This window comes from Mangrovibacter phragmitis, assembly GCF_040429585.1.
Taxonomy (GTDB): domain Bacteria; phylum Pseudomonadota; class Gammaproteobacteria; order Enterobacterales; family Enterobacteriaceae; genus Mangrovibacter; species Mangrovibacter phragmitis.
Genome location: NZ_CP134782.1, coordinates 2,844,579 through 2,865,973 on the forward strand (window position 1 = coordinate 2,844,579; position 21,395 = coordinate 2,865,973).

The window sequence follows — 21,395 nt, forward strand, 5'->3', positions numbered from 1 at the left end:
GTGATTGCCCCTGAAACGGATAAACAATCCGCTGCCACAGGGGAAAAAATAAGAACTAATTAAAAAAGATGAGCATCAGGCCTTTTCAGGAAAACCAGAAATATCCACATAGTATTTATTTACGTTATTATGTGCCACATACACCGTAATATTTTCCTCTTTAATATACGGTGAAGGGTCATAATAAAAGTTAGCACTGTTAAACAAAAACACTCTCCCGGATTGGGGGTCCAGCCACTGACACACGATCCTCCAGGGCGAGCGACCATTAATTTGGATAGCCTCATTTAATTCCACACTCACAATAGTGGCCGCCAATGGTTTACCATTGTGGATTAATCGCTGATGACGTTTTCCACTGTTCATCAACCATAAACCAGCCCCCCCAATCAGCAGGAAGACCAGCGCAATACCACCGCAAATGAAAGCACCTAAATAAAGCCCGACAGTGTCATTAATTTTGGCACTCGTCACATCATTCTGGTTATAAATAACATCAATGGTATCTCCCATACGGTCACGATAACTGGAACGTCCGGTAGTGGACTCAAAAACAATACGTTTTCCGGTATTATCGGTAAAGGTAATTTCAGGAAACCAGACTTCAGAAGATGAGTCAGCGTTATAGCTGTAGCGTAGATGGGTTATTTGTCCTTTGGCGTGAATGGCATCACGCTGAAACTGGTGATTAGAATAAGCAAGGTAACCGGCAATGAAAAACAGAACCAGGCTTACAGAAAACATCAGGCCAAAAATTTTTTTCATCTTACTTCCTTTTTACGTTATGACAAAACATCACAATACAGCTGGCGGTATTTCCTCACCGCCAGCCTTAGAACCTATCCCGGTAGAGGTTATTGTTACAGTGATTTTAGCTGCGGACAGCGCGCAAAAGTCGCAGCGTACACGGAGTACGTAAGGATGCTGAGCACTGTCCTGGGCTGAAATAGCAAATAAAATAGCCTCATGGGATAGCGTTTAATTTCTCCAGAAGAGAGACAATGCGTTTATTGCTAACGCGCTGCCTTACAAAACCACACAGAACCCCACTTTGTGAGCAAATACGCAGAGTGATATTCCGGGTCGAAACTCGTTTTCTTAAGCACATCAGTGAAGGCAACCCGTCTGGCGTCTTAGTCTACAATCATGGTGCTACCACTATCATGAATGCCCGGTGCAGATGACGCGCCCTCAGTAATAAAAATCGTTTCCGGCAACCGGAAGCCACGCAGTTTCAGCAGGGCCAGCGGGCCTTCTCCGGCTTCGGTACGCAGGGTGTAGTTCAGCGCCCGCCCGTCCTGAGCCTGCCAGCTCAGGCTGTAGCTGCTGCCAACACCCGGGTACGCACTCACCGTTGCCTGCTCCAGCAGGCGTATCCAGCCCCAGGCTCCCGGTATATCCGCATACAACCGGGTTCCGGCTGGGGTGCTCATCCAGCTTAAACGGGCACCGGCGGCTTCTGTATCCGCAGGCCAGGCGAAACGTTGCCAGACCGGCATCTGGTTCATATACACCAGCGACTGATTGTCAATCACCATGTCGGTCTGCATCACGCCCCCGGCCGTACCCGGACGCAGCTCAAAATGCATACCGGCCTCCCCTTCAGTAAAGGCCACATCAGCGATATGGCTCAGGGTATTGATGGCCCGGAGGAACGCCGGGTTGAACACCAGCCCCTGTGAACCGGCGCTGTCCGGCACCCACTGGCTTCCTTCGCGGTTCAGCACCCCCTGCAGGCGGGTTTGCAGAAACTGCGTGATGCGCCCGGAATCCGTATTCAGGTATTTTGCCAGCAACGGCAGTGACACATCGCTGCCGGTGTTGTTGAACGGATAGCGGCCGCCAAAGGCGCGGTACCACTCACTGACCACCGCCTGCTGCCACTGTGCATTGAGGCTGTCTGCCGCCGGGGCCAGCACCTGCTGCCAGGCCTGCTCCAGCGGGCTGACAAACAGGGTTTCCCCCAACCCCCGCCACTCCTGCCCCAGGCCTGCGGCGAGCAGGCTGCCGTAGTCGCGGGTTTGGGTGAGGTCCACGGTTTTGCCCTGAAAAACGGCCTGCGCAAGGCCCTGCGCCATTGCCTGCGGGTCGGCCGCGTGGGTCACCTGCTGAAGGCGCAGCCGCACCCGGGTGACCCGGGTCAGATACGCCTGCAGGCTGTGTTCCTGCTGCCCGGTGCGGGAGCTGTCCGTCAGCGCCAGTAACGGGCCGAAGGTGTTGTCCAGTGGGCCGGTAACCCCTGTACTCTGGTCAGTAACCCCCTGGCTGCCACTGTTCAGCAGGTTTCGGGCCGATTTCACCAGCGAATCAGAGATGGCTTCCCGGGCCTGCCCGGTACGCCCCTGCACGTTCAGGGTGTTCATCAGGGCAACCAGGGGCGACTGGCGTATATCCGCCATCAGCGTTAACTGGTCAGTGGCATCCGACAGTGTGGCCGGGCGTTGCCAGCGCAGGCTGTTAAGAAACGCCAGCCAGGCACCACTGAAATCCGCAAAGTAGCGGTCCGTCAGTTGTTGTTTCAGTACTTCAGGCGCCATGGCCTCCTGCAACGACACGGACTGCTGGCTGTCTGCCAGTACCCAGTCATGCTCATCACGTCGTGCCGCCACCACGCTGTCAATGGCTGGCTGCACCGCCTGCTCCCAGGCCTGGCGGGTGAACACGCCCGGTACGGTTTCGCCGGTAGTGAACAGCCGTGACACCTCCGTATCGCCGGTCATGTCTTCCAGGCGCATGTCGGCGTACAGGTGCGCCACCTGCGCCAGCATACTCTGGTACAGGGAGGTTTCGCTGTTACGCTGCCCTGTCAGGCGAATAAGCAGGGTGCGCACCTGGCTGACCAGTTGTTTATCCTCTGGTAACGCCCCCTCCGGGTGGGCGGCAAGTTGTGCGCCATAAAACGCCAGCAGTGACGGTGCCATCCCCTGCCAGACCGGGTCTTTAACTCCCTCACGCCCCGGCCAGCGCTGCAACAGGGTGTGCGCGAACCAGTCCGCATCCATATGTTGCGGGCGGGTCAGCATCAGGTAGAGCTTCAGCTGGTCACGGGCGGCTCCGGCCTGCCGCTCACGCTGCGGGCTGCCGGGCGGCTGTGCCGTAAAAGCCTGAAGCTGCGAGCGCAGATGTTCCGCCGCGGCATCCCGCAACAGGGTGTGTGCACTGGCCTGGTAATGGGGCAACAGCGCAGCCAGCAGGGCATCATTCTGGCTGAGGCCGGCGCGTGTATACCAGGGCGCGCCCTGTGCAGCCCGGTACTGTAAACGGTCCAGTGTTTTCTGCAATTCAGCAAGCGCCTGCAGGCGGGCCGCCAGCGGCAGGGTTTGTTGTGCGCTCACCACCACCCGGGCATGGGCATCCGTGATATGGCTGCGGTTACTGACATACGCCAGGCCGGACCACGCTCCCCACGCCAGCAGCAGTCCGCATGCCGCGGGGAATAACACCTTCTGCCGGGGTGTCCCTGTTTTGTGGGGGCGCAGCGGTGGCGGTAATGCCCGGACACCGGCCGGTAACACGTCCCAGCTGTTGTCCATAACCCAGCGGGACGGCGCAGACGGCTGCGGCGGGGAACAGGGCTGGCTGAAGACCACTCCGGCCAGGGGAAACGGACGGTAAGGGCCTGTCATTGCCGACAGCGGCCCGGTGATACTGGCAGGCTGGCGTGTCAGCTGGTCGGCCAGCGCCAGCAGAAAGGGGTGCGGCACCCGGCAGCACACCTGCTGTACGCCCCGGGAAACCAGCTCCGGTACCATGGACGCCAGTGTCTGTGCCAGTGTGTCCAAATCACACCCGGCAGGCAACAGGCAGCCGGTGGCCTGCACGGTGCGGCCTGCCGGCTTCCCGGCCCGCGGGTGCAGCGACCAGACATACACCGGCAGTTGCCAGCCCGCCACCGCCAGGCGTTCACGCAGGGCATGCACCAGCGCGTTCATCTCACTGCCTGAAGGTAGCGGGCGCGGGGGTTCCGGGTTGGTCGTGGCAAGCTGGTCGAAAGCGGAAGTCACCCACACCAGGCCATCTGCCGGGCGGTAACGCAGCTTACCCAGCGCCGCCAGCCAGGCGTTATCGGCAGGCTCAGACGGGTCACCGCCCCACAACAGCAGGGTACCGCCGTCTTCCAGCCAGCGCTCACGGGTGAGGCCCGGCGCCAGTTGCTCCACATCAGAAACCGTCCCGGTTACCAGCAGCATGCGGATTTTGTGCTGCCAGAAACGGCCGTGGAGGTGGTGAAGATACTCACGGATTTGTTTTGCTTTAACGCAGCTTCTGTCGTTTTTCTGCTCGCCCAGATCTGCCTGCGGTCTTTTGCCTGTAAGCAATATATACTTCTGAATAAAATGAGAGGAAACCAGCCATTCCAGTAGCCGTACAAATATTTCATCAAATAGCAGAATCACCAGGCAAATCACAACAACAATAAGTGATACAAACAGTTTCTTTTCCTGATGAATAATTTTAAAAAATGGATTATTCAGCCAAATCAGCCCGGCACTTATCAATAAAATTATCGCAATAATAATCCATGTGCTAATGCGTTTATTCTTTGCCACGCCATTTTCCTTCAATAATCGACTTTGCGTACAATTAGCTGATGCATTGTTTTATTTTCTGCCATTATCCACTGGGGTATGGCGGATGTAACAGCATGTTCACTGGCGCAAATTAAGCTAATATTCCCTGCTGCTGCTCCGGGGTTGCCGAATAAATCATCCAAACTATATTCCTCACGTTTTCCTGGTGAGTACCCCATACTTTCAACCTGTTTGATAACCCGGCTGAGTGTGTTCTGGTTCACCTGAACCCGCCAAATTCCATAGGGCTCTTTTGCAGACAAACCTCCCCAAAGCAGCATATTTCTGGTGGTAGAAATATCTTCCGTTGACACAACCGGGCGATGGATAGCTACTTCAGGTTTAATATCATATCGAGCAAGCCATTCAGGTGAAGCCAGTAACAGAGCGGATACAGATTCCGCCTGATAATCCAGAGGCGTACTGAACAGGTTGATTTCAACAGAGAGCGTCACCCTGGCTTCACCATTATCCAGCCAGGGATCAAGCCAGATTAAACCATCGCACTCAGTCTCAACAATAAGCGAGTTTGTGTGATACTTGTCTGGAAACATACCCTGCCAAATATCTTCAATCACTTTATTATCCAGCGCTCCGTCATGGTGAATACGCACAGAAAAATCACCACCAGGGATCATTAACAAATCTGGCTCCAGCATACGGAGTAGCTGAGACAGGTATCCTGACAGCCTCGATTTGTAACTTGTATTTGAAGGCTTATCCAGGCAGGCAACCGTCTGAACGCGTTGAAAGTCCACAAAGTAGTGTGACTGTAACTGGCTGCCAAATTTCACAAGAGCAGAGGCCAGCTTGTTACATGCTATTGGGGTAATATAAGCTTTTCCCACCAACCCTGCGAAACGTTGCCCCGTATTCACCAGTCTGTCATATTGCTCCTGGTGGAGATTATTCCAATAAGCAATACTGTCACGCGAATTTTCATAAATTCGTAGCCGAATACCATAACAGGCAAAACCGGTAGTAAAAGGTATGACAAGGGTACAAAACCAGAACCATGCTGAGTGAGTTGCCATACCGCCAGGCCATAAATAAAGCGAAAACATCGCACCCACACAGGTAAACAGAATAATAACCAGCGTCCATCGCAATATTTTCGGGTGCTCAGGTGCGGCTTGTTTGTCAGGAATGCTATTAAGATCAATAGGCATAAGCTACCGCCGACCAGCAACAGGCAATGAGGTAATTAACGTACAACCACAGCCACAACGGTGCCCATGAAGCGCTATGGGTTTTCCTTTAATTTTGGAACCTTCATCACCTTCTGCAATAGCGGTTTCTCCGTGTACAGGGCATAACACTTTGTCTCCTTTACAGGAAATAGCCCTCCCCTGAAATATAACACCTGTACTGCCTTGCAAAACCTTCCCACCACTGGATGTCGTGTCACCAATGCGAATAACACCAGGCATAATAAAGCCCTCTTAGCTTTGTTGAATATTCGGATGCAATACTGTTAAAAAAACCAGCCAAATAGCGAAAAACAAATACCATCTGGCTACCTGGTTAAATAAAATATCAAACAGAAAATAATAAGCGTGCAACCACACTTATTTAAAACACAACGCACACCAATATAAATAGCCTGCAAAAGCCACCAATTAGTTATTGCATACCAATAGCAGCAGAAAAGTCCTTTTGTTCATTATTGACTCCGTTACGGTTTTACGGGATTCGGGCTGTTGACCACACAACGAACGGTTGTTGTCAAAAGAACCCCCGTGTCCGGTTTTCTTTTAGACCGGACAATGGTTAGCCCTTCAAATGGACCAGAGAAACCCGCCCCACGGAGTACTTTGGTATACTGGGGCTCCGTATCATCAATCCCATCAAGACTCTTATAGACCGGTTTTTCCGGCCCCCGGGGGTTAACCGCCGGGGAGTGCTGGTAGTAATCCGGGTCATACCAGTCCTGCATCCACTCATAGCCATTCCCTGCCATATCGTAAAGCCCCAGCGGGTTGGGCGGGTAACGGTCTACGGGCATCGCCGCCATGGTGCCACCTTTCAGCCCCATTTGCCGGGCAAACTCCTCACGGTCGAATGCGCCGGAAATATTAATTCCGCGATTGATCCCCTCCATTTCCAGCACGCCACTGTTGGTGCCGACAATAAAAAACTGCCCCCGGCTGCGGGCGGCATATTCCCACTGTGCTTCCGTTGGCAGGGCAAAAGGCAGGCCACTGACTTCCCCCAGCCAGGCACAGTATTGTTCGGCTTCATACCAGTCCACATGCGCCGGGGTGTTGGGTAATTGATTCAGCGAGTCCATCCACTCCTGAAAAAGCCCGCCATCAAACTGTCTTAATGGCAGGTTATGTAATTTAAGGTAGAGCTGGTATTCCTGGTTGGTGGTTTTAAACCGGCTGATGGAGTAACTGCTCAGCGTGACTTTATGCAGCGGTTTGCTGTCTTTATTAACGTCATAGCGCAGTTTTTCCGGCCCATATTCCCGGCCAAAATCCCCCATCAGAAAGTCACCGCCCTCCACAAACACCAGGTTCTGTTTTACCTGGTGCAGCATATTTTGCAGTTCGGGGCTGGACTGTTGATTTTGCGCGGCAGTGGCAGCAGAAGTTGTGGCCGGATGGTTATCGCAGGCACTCAGAAATAAAGGGGCCAGCAACAGAAAAGTCCTTTTGTTCATTATTGACTCCGTTACGGTTTTACGGGATTCGGGCTGTTGACCACACAACGAACGGTTTTATCATCTATTATTTTTGTTCCCGGACTTTGATTAGACCGGACAATGGTTAACCCTTCAAATGGACCAGAGAAACCCGCCCCGCGGAGTACTTTGGTATACTGAGGCTCCGTATCATCAATGTCTACTAAACGCTTGTAGATCGGTTTTTCCGGCCCCCGGGGGTTAACTGCCGGGGAGTGCTGGTAATAGTCCGGGTCATACCAGTCCTGCATCCACTCATAGCCATTCCCTGCCATATCGTAAAGCCCCAGCGGGTTGGGCGGGTAACGGTCTACAGGCATCGCCACCATAATCCCTCCCTTCAGCCCCATTTGCTGGGCAAACTCCTCACGGTCCGATGAACCTGAAATATTAATTCCCCGGTGAATGCTGTCCATTTCCAGCACGCCGCTGTTGGTGCCGACAATAAAAAACTGCCCCCGGCTGCGGGCGGCGTACTCCCACTGTGCTTCCGTTGGCAGGGCAAAAGGCAGGCCACTGACTTCCCCCAGCCAGGCACAGTATTGTTCGGCTTCATACCAGTCCACATGCGCCGGGGTGTTGGGTAATTGATTCAGTGAATCTCTTCGCTCCTGAGTCAGCTCATTATCAACTTTCCTTAATGACAGATTATTTAATTTAAGGTAGAGCTGGTATTCCTGGTTGGTGGTTTTAAACCGGCTGATGGAGTAACTGCTCAGCGTGACTTTATGCAGCGGCTTGCTGTCTTTATTAACGTCATAGCGCAGTTTTTCCGGCCCATATTCCCGGCCAAAATCCCCCATCAAAAAATCACCGCCTTCCACAAACACCAGGTTCTGTTTTACCTGGTGCAGCATATTTTGCAGTTCGGGGCTGGATTGTTGATTTTGCGCGGCAGTGGCAGCAGAAGTTGTGGCCGGATGGTTATCGCAGGCACTCAGAAATAAAAGGGCCAGCAACAGAAAAGTCCTTTTGTTCATTATTGACTCCGTTACGGTTTTACGGGATTCGGGCTGTTGACCACACAACGAACGGTTTTATCATCTATCAGTTTTGTTCCCGGACTTTGTTTAGACCGGACAATGGTTAACCCTTCAAATGGACCAGAATACCCCGCCCCGCGGAGTACTTTGGTATACTGAGGCTCCGTATCATAAATCCCTTCCAAACGCTTATAGATCGGTTTTTCCGGCCCCCGGGGGTTAACTGCCGGGGAGTGCTGGTAGTAGTCCGGGTCATACCAGTCCTGCATCCATTCATAGCCATTCCCTGCCATATCGTAAAGCCCTAGCGGGTTGGGCGGGTAACGGTCTACGGGCATCGCCGCCATGGTGCCACCTTTCAGCCCCATTTGCTGGGCAAACTCTTTCCGGTCCGATGAACCTGAAATATTAATTCCCCGGTGAATGCTGTCCATTTCCAGCACGCCACTGTTAGTGCCGACAATAAAAAACTGCCCCCGGCTGCGGGCGGCGTACTCCCACTGTGCTTCCGTTGGCAGGGCAAAAGGCAGGCCACTGACTTCCCCCAGCCAGGCACAGTATTGTTCGGCTTCATACCAGTCCACATGCGCCGGGGTGTTGGGTAATTTATTCAGTGAATCCCAGATCTCCTGAGTAAGAAAATTTTTTGATTTTTTTAAATGTAACTTTTTAATATTCAGATAAAATTGGTATTCTTGGTTGGTGGTTTTAAACTGGCTGATGGAGTAACTGCTCAGCGTGACTTTATGCAGCGGCTTGCTGTCTTTATTGGCGTCATAGCGCAGTTTTTCCGGCCCATATTCCCGGCCAAAATCCCCCATCAGAAAATCACCGCCTTCCACAAACACCAGGTTCTGTTTTACCTGGTGCAGCATATTTTGCAGTTCGGGGCTGGATTGTTGATTTTGTGCGGCAGTGGCAGCCGAAGTTGTGGCCGGATGGTTATCGCAGGCACTCAGAAATAAAGGGGCCAGCAGCCCAATGGTATATTTATTCATTGCTATATCCTTATAGTTACACTATTAATGCCCCGGTTGATTCACAGGGGCCAAATACACAGCGTTGCGGGAAGTGGGGGTTCGGCATGCGGTTCAGGTTATACCAGGGGGTATTATTCATTGCCAGTGCATAGCCCCAGGAAAGCTCATTCCCGGTTTTCAGGCGGTTATAGATTGTGGTTAACTCCTGCGCCGCCAGCTCTGCTGCATGGCGCTTCATATCCTGGTCGCGGTTAAAGCCCTCCTGCAGGAATTCACGCAACTGGCGCGCCTGTATTTCCACTGCCGCTGCTTCGTCTCCATTTTGTACCAGGCTGGAGCCATCCCGGGTACGGTGGCACATAACTTTGCGCCACTCACGGCGGGTCTGAATGCTGTACAGCACCTGAATAACCGCTTCTTTGCGCTCAGAGTAGATATCCAGTAACAACCGGCCACGGTTAGCCAAATCCACATGGTCCCACTTGCCGTGGCGGGTTAACAGATATAATAAAATACCTTTAGCTTCTGGCGTGAAGGTTAATAACTGCTGGGGGTTACTAATAATATTTTTGGCTAACTGATTTCTTTTTTTAGAGGCTTCGATAATATTTTGACTTTCATCAAGTATACGGATGATGAACGATCTGAATTCATCCGCAACAGATAACAGACTCGATTCAACTTTGTTATACGTCTGGTAGATATCTTTCGTTATATCCGCAATCTGCATAACACATATACGGGTAAATGTTTCAAATGCCGGTTCAGCAACCAGTTCAAAAAAACGGTAATCCAGAGCAAAGAGTTGATAGGCCAGCCAGGCACCAAATTCCACCAGGGTTTTACCTGCCACCTCGCAAATAAACGCCCCTTTGGCCCCTACACCACAACACAGGCTGGCGGCAACTTTAAAGCAAAACTTTCCGTTAATGAAAGTACAATGAAATTTCGCCCCGGCACCGATACCAGCCAGCCCGGCAATACTGGCGCCAATGGTGGCGAAATCCGTAAATTCGCCCACTGTTTTGGCCACTGTGGTGGCGGTTAATGAAGGCGGTGCCGTGGGTTTCAGCCACTGAACTGCCCCCTGAAGCGAATATTCTGCCCGGGCACCGGCAAACAGCTCAGCCGTGACCGAGGCCCCTTCCTCCTCTTGCTTCATTTGTTTATAAAATTGCCCGCTCCTGCCGCCCTGACGCTCCTGGAAACGCGGCAGCCTGCCCTGTGGCAGACCGGCAACAATCTGTTGTTCATCATCTTTAACCATAACCTGAAGCTGGGCTGCCAGTTGTGCGGACGCCCCCACAAAACCAATCAGCTGATTTTCAATATAAAGGCGGATGACCCCCATATTCAGGCCCACCAGTAGCGGTGTGGTCTCTTCTTCACCAGGCACATAGCGCAAATCCCAGCCCAGCCGGTCCGGAATATAGAACACAGCCCGGCCAATACCGGAAGCCACAGAGAGGGAGGCCGTCGCTTCGCCTTTAATACTGACATGCCCTTCACCAGGGTTAAATTCTGCCGCAGCACCAACATTGGAAATAAAACGCATAAACTGGGCAGCGCCAGATACTTCAATACCGTTATCAAAGGTATGTGACCCTGTCAGGCTTTCATTCCAGCTTTCTGCCCAGCCAAATAATGTTTCATCCAGGTTGTAATCATCCAGATTCACATAATCTTTAAGTTCGATTTTTATTTTTGGCAATATTCCCTGAGAAAATTGCTCTTTCATTTTTTTCGTATCTATTGTTCGCCGGCCTTTGCTGTCAACAGAATAAATGCTACCCTGCCCTGTTGCGGTATCTTTATTTTTCAGGGTAACGCTATGCCACTTTTTCTTAGCCCCGCTCTGCGAACGGCCAGCGGAACGTTCAGAGAAATAGCGCTGGCTGGCGTAAACATAACGTTTTCCCAGGTGCTTCCCGCCACCCCGTTTACGGGTGTCGAGTAAGGGAAGTAATTCCACAACATCCTGGTACCCCATATTACTGGTTTCACCATCTTTAAGTTTATCCAGCAAGGCTGCACGCTTGTTTTCCAGCAGAAGCTCTGCGGCAATAACTTCAGCTGCCTGTGGTTCAGTACTGACACCAGGTAACTGCCTTTGCTGGCCATATTTTTCAATTGCAGTTGAATAAGCGTGGCTGGCTTGATGATACTCATCAACACGGCCTAACATATCCAGACAATGGGTTTCAAAATCCCCTGCGTCCAGCGCAGGAACAACAATAATTTCTTCTGTTTCCGGGCGAAAATAAAGCACCCCGGATTCATGGCACACCTGAACAATATTGTTCTCAGATTTATTCAGCTGGCATTCAGCGTCAGCGTTATTTTGAGCATCCATACCCAGTTCACCTTATTATTCAAAAAATAATTTAATATTTTTAGGGTCAATACCATAATGTTGCTGCGTACAGCCATTTTCATCCGTTATGCCGCGCAACACTTTCCCCTCCGGGGTTTCGATACGATAAGCAATCCAGGCTTTCGGTTGCCGGTTTTCCCGATCCACCACCTGAAACCCACCACTCACAGGAAACTGATATTGCGGATCTGCCGCTACAGCAGGCATCAGCGCCCGCTCCAGCGAAGCCGGGCCGCCCCAGTCAAGCATGGGGCTGTTCAGGCTGATTTTACCTGGCGCGCCTATTTCAACCGCGCCATCCTTAATTTTGATATAAGCGCCTCCGGTACTGGTCAGCGTGATACCTTGTGCAGCATTGAGTACTATTTCGCCTTTGGCACTGTTAATTAACATCTGTTGGTCAGACTGAAGCTGCATGGCACCTGACTGCGCCTGGATATCCACCCGGCCACGGGCGGCAAAGATCTTCAACCCCAACTTGTGCGCAAATAAACTGATTGCCTCACCTGCGGCGACAGTGAATCTTTTGAATACGGTCACATCCGCATTTTCACCGGCTGTCGCTGTGAAGGTTTTCCCTGCGGAAAGCTGAATACTCTCCGGCGTAACGGCCGCCACCCCAGCCGGAGCAGACAGCAACAACCCCGCTTCTTTTAGCTGATTCAAAACCCGCGCAAGGTGTTGCTGCGCAGCAATATCTGCATCCAGTGCACCAGATGTACCGGCGCTCTGAGCAAGGGCGGTGACCAGTTGTAATGCATTTTGTAATTGTGCAACTGCAGCATTCATATCCAGCATGTCGCCCTGGGCTTTCGGCTGCTTATCTGCCGTAATAAACACCCCGGCGCCACCGCGGATGGCAACATGCCTGTCGGTACGCAACTCCGCCCCTTCGCCACGCCGTTTTCTTTCAGCATTCACATTGTGGCCCAGGTTCAGCTGGGTCTTGCCGCCGTATTCAGTGCTGAGTTTGACGTGTTCCGCTCCGCGCTTGTCTTCCATGCGCAGCTTATTCCGCCCTGCGGTTCTCACCACATTGCGGGTGCTGTTCAGTTCTGTAACCGGGTCAATATGCCGGGAGTCATGCAGGGCGTGGGCGATATACGGCCGGTCCGGGTCGCCTTCGTGAAAGGCTATCGCCACTTCGGTGCCCTGAACCAGCGGGAAGTGGAAACCATATTTGTGCCCGCTATAAGGTTTCGCCAGACGCACCGGCATACTTTCCATACCTTTGCGTTTGTCGTCGCGGTCGGCATCAAACTTTACCCGGTACAGGCCCGAGGCATCCTGCCAGGCGTAGATGTCGTCGGGTTTGGCGCTGGTCACCCGCGCCATCAGGGTGCCACTGACCACCGGGCGAGGCCTCGCCGCCGGGCGCCAGCAGCGGTTCTCAAAGAAAGGCATGGCTGACCACGCCACCTGCAGGGCGTTCTGGCGGCTGGCGGTGTAAACCGTGCTGATAATCACCACGCCGTTTTCTGTTTCCCGGGGCAGTGTGGGTGGCATGGCCGCCTCAGTGATAACCAGAACCTGCGCCGGGCTGAGTGTATGGTCGGTGCTGCGGCCCGTTACCCGGGTCTGGTCTGATAAAAAGCGTTCATGCTCCAGGCGCGCCCAGAAGTGGCCGGTTTCAGGCGCCGGGTTAATGTTATCTCCGCGCGCCTGGTGCCGTGGCCGGTGGTGGTAGACATCCCCCCAGGTGACACCCTCGCCGTCGCCCCGGGTCATGTCGGCGGGCTCCGAGAGCAACACCCGTTGTGCTTCACGGTGGTTGTAGTCACCGGCGGTAACCGAGCGCACCGCCACATTCTGCGTAACATGAACATCCCATACCGAGTCTGCGCCATTATCGTTAGCGCCGGACGGGCTGTTTAACGGCAGTTTTTTCCCGAAGAACCAGGCGCCCGGCCTGTCGGCAAAGTTCACCACTTCGGTTTGTGTTTCCGGGTGCAGGGTGAAGAAGTAAAAAATCCCCAGTTCAGCCAGCAGGCGCTCAATAAACGCCAGGTCGTTTTCCTGGTACTGGTTAATCTGTTCACGTTTCGGGTAGTCGTGGCTGAGGATAAACTCATATTCCCAGCCATTCAGGCGGTGCTCCCGCAGGACCTCTGCCACCACTTCCGGCACCGATTTGTTGACGAAAAAGCGGTGAGTACGGAACTGGTTAGCCAGCAGTGCAATAAAAGGTTCCAGTACAATGCTGTACTTCGCTTCATCTGCAGAGCCGCCGGTGCGGGTGAAATGCGTGATAACCCCGTGCACCACTTTGCGGTCTGCCAGGGAAAGCAGGTTGCCTGCGCCCATCGTCAGTGTTGCGGGTTTGGCCAGGAGCTGGCGGGCATCAATGTTTTTGTCGGTACTGGTAAACCTGATGGTGTAGCGGTAAAGCGCGCTCATCGCCTCTTCGCCACGGAAATCTTCCACATCGGTGTCAGCGCTGCAGGAAGGTATGGTGAGGCGGTAGCGGTTCAGGGTGTTGCGGGTGAGCGTGTTGCGCATCCCTGTCAGATTCATGGTGTTAACTCCCTTTATATCAGTAAGGTTGCTCTTGATGCGGGCCGCTACCCAGCCGCCGGGCCGGGTAAGTAGCAGGAGCGGGCATCTGAACGTTTCATTTGTGCGGCGCCCCTGCAGGCACGCTACCGCCCGTTGCTTTCCCCTTCACTGGGAGCCAAAGCACATCAGGCGTGGTTTCCGGGTTGTGAGCCCCACATGGCAGCTGTTGGGGATGTTGGGTAGTGCGTTATGCTGCTGTATTTATGTTTGAACCCGGTATCTGGCAGGCATTAGCCCCGGGTAACAGCGTGATTTCAACCCGGCGGTTGCGTGCCCGCCCTTCCGGTGTGCCGTTCGGTGCGACAGGGCGGCTTTCACCATAGCCCTGCACTGCAAAGCAGCTTTCCGGCACCCCACCGGTATCGCGCATCCAGTCACGCACTGCTTCGGCACGCTTCAGCGAGAGCAACTGGTTATGCGCTGGATTGCCGGTGTTATCCGTGTGCCCGGCAATAACAACCAACCCGCCAGGTCTTTCCCGAATAGCAACCAGCGCACTCACCAGCACAGAAGTGGAGCCAGGTTTGAGTTTGTATTTCCCGGAATCGAACAGCGACAGGCTGTCCAGGTTCAGAGTCTCTGGCTCAGGAATAGTGGTTGTGACAACAGGATGAGGTAATGGCAGTGGAGCTTTGTCGGTAAGCGCCGCTTCCAGTAGCGGTAACAGGCGCTCGCCTTGATAAAGGCCCAGGCTATAACGCTGTGGCACACCCTGGCGCTGCCAGGTGCCCAATTGAGCGGCATCAGCCTGCAGGCGTTGCTGTGCGCGTAACACGGGCTCAGCCCATTCACCAGAAGTGCGTTGGTACAGGGCGAGGTGGTCCCCAATATCACGGATAAATTGCTGGTTGTTCACCCAGGATGCCAGCATCGCCAGGGCAAGAAAAGCGCCGCCCAGTAACCCGGCATAACGCCAGAAAACCGATTGCGGTGTAATACCCGGGCGGTGTGGTAACTCAGGCAAAAACAAGTCCGGTAAAGGTAATGAAGATTCAGTGGCAGCAGCACCTGGCGGCAGTGTGGTGTATGAAGCGATATGCTGCTGCCACAGATTACTCTGCTCACCTTGCACTGGTGCCACGCAAACGCCCTGCTGGCAGAATTCCAGAGCGGGTAAATCCCCTGCTGGCACCGACAATACCGGCTGGATGGTGCGTTCGCGCCAGGCCAACAGGCTGCCCAGCCACAGCGCCATGCTCACGCATGGTTGGCGTGAACGGCCGTGTGCATCATTCACCCACTGAGATAACGGCAGGTTCACCTGGCCGGGCTGGTGCACCTGCATTTCCGGATGGTGGTTGAGGGCTGAAAACCAGACTGGCTCTGCCCACGTACCAGCCACTGGCGGCGACACCCAGGTGACACCCCATAAAGGAAGTGCGCAGCCCAGGGGTAAATGGCACTGCCCCACCGCGCGCTGCCACCCGCGCAGGCGGTGGATGAAATCGCCTTCGCAGCAATGGTGCTCTGGAAAGGTTGCCAGCAAAATAGAGAGTTGTGGTACCAGTGCAGGGCGGTACTGATTGAAGAGTTGTACCAACAATGGTAATTGTGGCGCATCCTCCACACGCAAATACCAGCCGTGGCAGGTTTCACGCTGCCAGGAATCAGGGGCGAACAAGGCCGTATTATCGCCACAAACCAGAATGACAGCGCCCTGGTAGCCTTCCGGCGGTAAGTGTTCCTGCCTGGTGCCCTTAACCCTGGTTGCCAGTGCCCGGTTAGTTCCCTGCTGGCGCCAGAGCATGACACCACACACCAGCACAACCAACAGACTAAGCACAGCCTTGCTGGCTTCGGAAAGCGGCCAAAAGCCCAGAATAAGCCACAATGCAAGCACTGCGCCGAGTGCGGTTAACAGCCGCGGGTAAAGATCACGCATCGTTTACCCCGGCAGGATTATCTGGTTAACCAGTTTAGTGAGAGAGGAGGAAAGCACAAACCACAATGCAGCCAGCACCCCGGCCCCGGCTACCCAGAACAACCAGTAGCTATGCCTGTTGCTGTGCTGTTGAGAAGGCATGACCACAATGGGTGCATCCTGAGCCTGGGTGAACCCGGGAACCCGCTCGCCAAGTGCTTTGACTACGTCCTCGCGCTGTTCATCATCTTGCGAGCGATAGTGCCCGACAAACCCAAGTTGTAATGTGCGATACAGACAGGTGAGGACTGCGGTATCTGGCTCGGGATCATTGCGCTTTTCACGAATAAGCGCCCACACCGCCTCACCCGCATTCAGTGAGCCAAAGAAATGTGCCTGTAACGGGTCGTGGTACCAGGCCTGGTAGCCGTCATCAGTTGTTCCCCTGTTCATCACACTCTCATCAAGCAGTGCGCACAGGGCATAGACCATATGGTCACGTCGGGTATCACTGTAACCCGCTTCAGTAAGCGCTGTTCGCGCCTCTTCTACCACCTGGCATGCCCGGCGATAGAGACCTTTGCCATCATGCACCACCTGACCACTACGTAGCTGGCTGGCCATCAGCCACCCCGGGTAGAAGATACGTTCGAGCTCGCGTTGTTCAGTTTTATTCATGTGCGCAGTACCGCGTAAAGTTCAAGTTGCACATCTCCCAGTGAAGCCGGGGTGTAAAAAGAGCAGTTGCCTGTTACCAGCATTTCTCTTGCGGCATCCGAGTGCAGATCCAGCGCGAAATACTGATTCTCCAGGCGTAATGGAATAGCGGCGGGAACATGGGAAAGCGGAATGATGACGATGCCACTCAGCGCCACATTCACTACATCAGACACATCACCAAAACTGCCTGCCTTACACAGTTGTGGGAATTTCACCTGTAACTCATGATTGGGCACAGACGCGCGTACAGAGAGGTAAAAATCTGCCCCCTCTCGCAGGCGGGCATCATGCAGGGAGCCTTTCCAGATTTGGTCGGCATGCTCAAGTTGAATACTGATAACCCGCGATGGCAGGCTGGCTTCCAGCAGTTTGTCGAGCAGTGCCAGTAACGGGGGAAACACCTGTTCAGGCACATCATGCTGATATGCGGGAATATCGGCGGCTTCATGCGCCAGTGAGAAGGTGAGCAGACTGCCCGCGAGGCGCACCAGTTCACGGTAGAACAACTCCGGATGGTGCGATGGCGCCTGTAGCAACGCAGCCAGTACAGGCTCAGCACTGTTCAGGGCATTAAGCAACCAAAACAGGGACACATCCGCCACCGCAAAATCGGCCATACGTGCATTGCTCTCACGACGCATTGCCATCAGGCGACGGCGGCGGGCCTGCAAACGTACCAGCAGTTCATTCAGGGCTGAAACCAGGATGGGGCTTGCTGCAACAGAGAGTAATGGTGGGATAAATGCGCTGTCACGGCACCACTGCCCCTGGGCGTTGCGCACCAGACGGGCAACCGGACAGGTCAGGTATGCGGTATTTTCCTGGCCAGACAACCGCAGGGTGATGGCATGGCGCAATACGGCCAGTTCTGTGCGCTCATGGCCTGCCAGGTCCTGTACCACAACCCGCTCGGACTTCCAGCGCTGTGGACGATCACTGCCCTGCCCGGCTGCCAGATTACCCCCACTGGCACTTAATAACGGTAACGCTGCGACTACCTCAATGGCTTCGATTCCGGTTACAGAAGGTATCTCGCAAACTGGCGGCAGATTGTCTGCAAGACCTGTATCCACAAGAGTACCATCCTGAAACCGCACCACCAGGCGTGTCATATTCAGGCGCGACACCTCCAGCGCAGAGTCATCAAATTCAGCAGCCACTACGCCCCACGGGTGCGAAACCCCCATACGGGCCTGCGAATCAACCAGATACTCTTGCCAGTTAGCCTGCTGCTGAAACTGCTGTGGTGCCAGTATGGCCCCGTCTTCCCAAAGCGGGCGATAAATCTTCATCCCTGTTCTCCTTCACCTTACTGTCACGCCTGATTTCTGTTGACCAGACGCGGCCGGAAGCTGTGTATAGGTTTCACACAGCGACAGTGATAATAGAGCAACATTATATTTTTGATCAAATATTTAGATCTTTGTATTGTAAATAAGGAATTCCTTAGACTTAAACACCAAAAAAATCTTATGCAAAAAACGGAGATAAGAAAAATAGGTAACGCAAAACCATAACCACTGGCTTAGAAAATGCACACAAGTGTTTTAGCGGGGGATTACAGGAACGTGGAACCTAAAAGTGGTCAGCTTTGAGAAGGGCTATTTTCAGGTGAGGAGGGACTTTACCAGGTGAAAACCGTAAGCACAGGTTCAGCAGGCTGATTTACCGGATCACAACCCTGAGCACCAGGTTAGTGATTCAGGCTTATTTTTACCAGAGCACGGAAAAGAAAAATCTTTTTTTGGTGTGTGTATTTGAGCGTTCGCTTATTCCACACCGGCTTTTCACACGCCGGTGTGTTATGCAATGTCAATTACAGGTTAGCCAGGCGCTCACGCGAAGGCGCGAAATAGTAGCCCCCGGTAACAGGCCGGGTAAAACGCAACATCGCATCGCGTTTTCCGTCTGCCTCGCCAAACATACTCAACAGTTGTGCTTCAATGTTGTGTAGCCGTGCGCAGTAAGCACAAAAATAGAGGCCATGAGTACCACTGGCGGTGCCATAAGGCAGGCTCTGGCGCACAATTTTCATGCTTTTGCCGTCTTCTTTCAAATCAACACGGGTCAGGTGCGAAGTCACCGGGCGCTCATCCGGGTCAATTTCTTCATTAGCGACTTTGGTTCGCCCAAACACCATTTCCTGCTCAGAAACCGCCATGTGGTTCAGTTGTTCCAGGTTGTGCTCCCAACGTTGCACCAGAACATAGCTGCCACCCGCATCAATGCCGCTATTGATAACAGCGACTTCACGGCGAAGCGCGTCACCTGCCGGGTTTTCTGTACCATCGACAAAGCCGCTCAGGTCACGGTCTTCAACCCAACGAAAGCCATGAGTTTCTTCGACAAAATTCACCACAGGGCTGAACAATGACACCACAGCCTGCGCCACAGTAAAATTCACGTCATGGCGCAATGACATAATATGAATCATTACATCGTGCTGAGTTGCGGGTGCCAGCCCTTTGCCTAAAGGGGTAAAGTTTTTCAGCTCTTCTGCGCCTTTGCCGCCACTTAATTCACGCCAGGTGTCATGCCCAAATGCCACAACCGCGCCCAAATGCGCATCCGGGAACTGTGCTTCCAGTTCACCCAATTTTTCGCTGAAGCGTTTGCTCGCTTCGCGTAATGCGCCAACCTCTCCCTGAACCCGGCCTTCCAGCCAGATTGCGGCCCGACAATGTTCAGGCAAAATACCACTTTGTGCCTCAGACATAACGCCTCCTGAATAAAATTGCGCCGCCTGATGCGGCACTTTTGGGCATGATTATATTCTTTTTTGAGTAACACTTTTTGCGACTGCGCAAATCAGGGTTTCATCGCGCCCATACAATTTGCGAAACAGTCCAGTTCCTGAGTGTCTCATCCGGTGGAATAAGCCCTTCCGGCCCCTGCCATTCACCACTGAAGATATAATGAATATGCTGGCTGCCGGGAGCCTGGCAATCTACATTTCCCCGTTCATCTCCGGTTCCGGCCAGACAGTGCCCCTGTGCTTTGTCAAAAATTTTACTAAAGGGAGAACCTATCTCCACCCCGGTGTCACTGGTGATTGAAGGGTCGGTAACCACAATACGCGCCAGAGCACCTTTGTCGCCACTAATGACTAACATCACCTTGCTATCTTTGAGCGCTTCAAAGTAGCGCACCACTTCGCCACTTTGCATTTTCATTCCTTCACGCAAGTGGTAGCCACTACCAATAGCAGCACTGATCCTTTCACTGGTTAATGGCGTACTGGCGGTCAGTGTGCCAAGCCCTTGCTCTGTTACAGATAAATCACTGCCAAACCAGTTCCATGGGGCAAGAGAAGACCACTGAAAGGAGGAGAAAGAGGCACAACCACTCAACAACAGCGGTATTGCACAAATCAGAATGCGTTGTTTATTCATTTACAAGGTTCCTTATCCTGCTTGTATTGCTGTACTTCAGGCTTTACTCCATGGGTGCAAAAAAGCACCGCCGTAAGCGGGGGTTTGTCACCCACCAGAAAAGCGCAACCGAGTCAGCAACACAAAACAGCAACGATACCAGTGAACTGGCATCGTCCTGAAAAAAATGGCGCGCCGTCTGGCACATGATAACCACCTGAGCCACCAGCAAAACCCAGTATGCATGGTGCCAAAGCCTCAGAAAATGCTGGCGCCATGCACATAAGAAAAAACCCGCGAGCGCAGGCAGCCCCATTAATAAGCCGCCCCAGAATGCCTGATGATCGGGGTAAAAAAGCGTAAGTAAGGTATCACCTTGCTGGCGGGAGGCGCCAGCCATAATAAACAATACCCAGGTTCGGGCCTGTAGCAGTAACACGCCCCAAAATAATACAGGTAAGCGCAAACGCCCTGCAGCATCGTAATCATCGGGCGTAACCTGAGTATATTTACTTTTCATGGTACTCAACTTGGGGCCAAAGGGATAAATAAGCACCGTGACCAACGGGCTTTACCCTTATTAAAACAAAGGATAAAAGAGTGATTCACCTGCTAACAGATGTAAGAAAACGCCACGAAATATAACAATATTCAGCACGAACAGGCTTAATATTCCTGGTCTTCAATCAGACGTTTCCCCATGCTAATAGAATCCTGCACTTCGTAACCTAAATGTTCATACATTGCCAGCACACTGTCATTTTCTTCACGCACCATCAGATTAATTTTTGGGCAGCCTCGGGCAATTAACTTTTTCTCCAGGCGATTCAATAATGCATTGGCAATACCGCGCCCACGGAATTCAGGGTGAACCCCCAGATAATAGGCTGCGCCGCGATGGCCGTCATAACCCCCCATGACAGAACCGACGATTTCACCACCCACTTCGGCTACCAAAAAAAGCTCCGGGTCGTGATTCATCTTGCGTTCAATATCCATTTCCGGATCATTCCATGGGCGCAAAAGATCACAACGTTCCCACAGGGTGATCACCTCTTCGAAGTCGTCCTGGCGAAAAACGCGTATCTCCATGGTTATCCTCACTAAGTTAACCCAAAGAGATGATTATGAACGTTAGCGCAGCAATAGCCAATATCAGACACATCTATGTTGTAAAAATGGCATAATGCCCGGCCGTCATCCATTGAAATGAAAAGTAAAACTTTTTTAATGCGGCGATTGTCGTTCATGTGTTGACGATACGATATAACAATAATTCAGGAATCCACTTAG

Annotated in this window: 16 protein-coding genes; all 16 read right to left on the bottom strand. The window is 52.9% G+C overall.

Annotated features, from left to right (window positions below; all coding sequences use genetic code 11):
* Positions 1-75: 75 nt before the first annotated feature.
* Complete coding sequence (locus tag MPHASIOC01_RS13755) at positions 76-765, bottom strand: DUF3592 domain-containing protein (RefSeq protein ID WP_353614873.1); 690 nt, start codon at positions 763-765, stop codon at positions 76-78.
* Between the two features lie 368 nt (positions 766-1,133).
* Positions 1,134-4,550 carry an ImcF-related family protein gene (locus MPHASIOC01_RS13760; RefSeq protein ID WP_353614874.1) on the bottom strand — a complete coding sequence of 1,139 codons (3,417 nt, stop codon included), beginning with the start codon at positions 4,548-4,550 and terminating at the stop codon, positions 1,134-1,136.
* An 11-nt stretch (positions 4,551-4,561) separates the two neighbouring features.
* Positions 4,562-5,740: a hypothetical protein gene (locus MPHASIOC01_RS13765; protein WP_353614875.1), complete on the bottom strand. Its 1,179-nt coding sequence runs from the start codon at positions 5,738-5,740 to the stop codon at positions 4,562-4,564.
* Between the two features lie 3 nt (positions 5,741-5,743).
* Positions 5,744-6,001 carry a PAAR domain-containing protein gene (locus MPHASIOC01_RS13770; protein ID WP_110025636.1) on the bottom strand — a complete coding sequence of 86 codons (258 nt, stop codon included), beginning with the start codon at positions 5,999-6,001 and terminating at the stop codon, positions 5,744-5,746.
* 245 nt (positions 6,002-6,246) lie between these two features.
* Positions 6,247-7,236: an SUMF1/EgtB/PvdO family nonheme iron enzyme gene (locus MPHASIOC01_RS13775; protein WP_353614876.1), complete on the bottom strand. Its 990-nt coding sequence runs from the start codon at positions 7,234-7,236 to the stop codon at positions 6,247-6,249.
* Positions 7,237-7,247: 11 nt separating this feature from the next.
* Complete coding sequence (locus MPHASIOC01_RS13780) at positions 7,248-8,237, bottom strand: SUMF1/EgtB/PvdO family nonheme iron enzyme (RefSeq protein ID WP_353614877.1); 990 nt, start codon at positions 8,235-8,237, stop codon at positions 7,248-7,250.
* A gap of 11 nt (positions 8,238-8,248) precedes the next feature.
* A complete protein-coding gene (locus MPHASIOC01_RS13785; protein ID WP_353614878.1) occupies positions 8,249-9,238 on the bottom strand; it encodes an SUMF1/EgtB/PvdO family nonheme iron enzyme in 990 nt (329 codons plus the stop codon).
* A gap of 16 nt (positions 9,239-9,254) precedes the next feature.
* On the bottom strand, positions 9,255-11,573 hold the full coding sequence (locus tag MPHASIOC01_RS13790; RefSeq protein ID WP_353614879.1) for an ATPase: 2,319 nt from the start codon (positions 11,571-11,573) through the stop codon (positions 9,255-9,257).
* Between the two features lie 15 nt (positions 11,574-11,588).
* Positions 11,589-14,108: a type VI secretion system tip protein VgrG gene (locus tag MPHASIOC01_RS13795; protein WP_353614880.1), complete on the bottom strand. Its 2,520-nt coding sequence runs from the start codon at positions 14,106-14,108 to the stop codon at positions 11,589-11,591.
* A 229-nt stretch (positions 14,109-14,337) separates the two neighbouring features.
* A complete protein-coding gene (locus MPHASIOC01_RS13800) occupies positions 14,338-16,032 on the bottom strand; it encodes an OmpA family protein (RefSeq protein WP_064595829.1) in 1,695 nt (564 codons plus the stop codon).
* A gap of 3 nt (positions 16,033-16,035) precedes the next feature.
* The gene (gene tssL, locus MPHASIOC01_RS13805) at positions 16,036-16,689 is read right to left on the bottom strand and encodes a type VI secretion system protein TssL, short form (protein ID WP_064595831.1); all 654 of its coding nucleotides are present in this window, start codon (positions 16,687-16,689) and stop codon (positions 16,036-16,038) included.
* Complete coding sequence (tssK, locus tag MPHASIOC01_RS13810) at positions 16,686-18,023, bottom strand: type VI secretion system baseplate subunit TssK (RefSeq protein ID WP_353614881.1); 1,338 nt, start codon at positions 18,021-18,023, stop codon at positions 16,686-16,688. The genes tssL and tssK overlap by 4 nt, the downstream gene beginning before the upstream one ends.
* A 524-nt stretch (positions 18,024-18,547) precedes the next feature.
* Positions 18,548-19,447, bottom strand: a complete 900-nt coding sequence (locus tag MPHASIOC01_RS13815) for a Dyp-type peroxidase (RefSeq protein ID WP_064595835.1) — start codon at positions 19,445-19,447, stop codon at positions 18,548-18,550.
* Between the two features lie 100 nt (positions 19,448-19,547).
* Positions 19,548-20,123 carry an RpoE-regulated lipoprotein gene (locus tag MPHASIOC01_RS13820; RefSeq protein WP_064595837.1) on the bottom strand — a complete coding sequence of 192 codons (576 nt, stop codon included), beginning with the start codon at positions 20,121-20,123 and terminating at the stop codon, positions 19,548-19,550.
* Positions 20,124-20,166: 43 nt separating this feature from the next.
* Complete coding sequence (locus MPHASIOC01_RS13825; RefSeq protein ID WP_353614882.1) at positions 20,167-20,622, bottom strand: DUF2919 domain-containing protein; 456 nt, start codon at positions 20,620-20,622, stop codon at positions 20,167-20,169.
* A 146-nt stretch (positions 20,623-20,768) separates the two neighbouring features.
* Positions 20,769-21,194, bottom strand: coding sequence for a GNAT family acetyltransferase (locus MPHASIOC01_RS13830; RefSeq protein WP_064595839.1), 426 nt, complete (start codon positions 21,192-21,194; stop codon positions 20,769-20,771).
* Positions 21,195-21,395 lie beyond the last annotated feature (201 nt).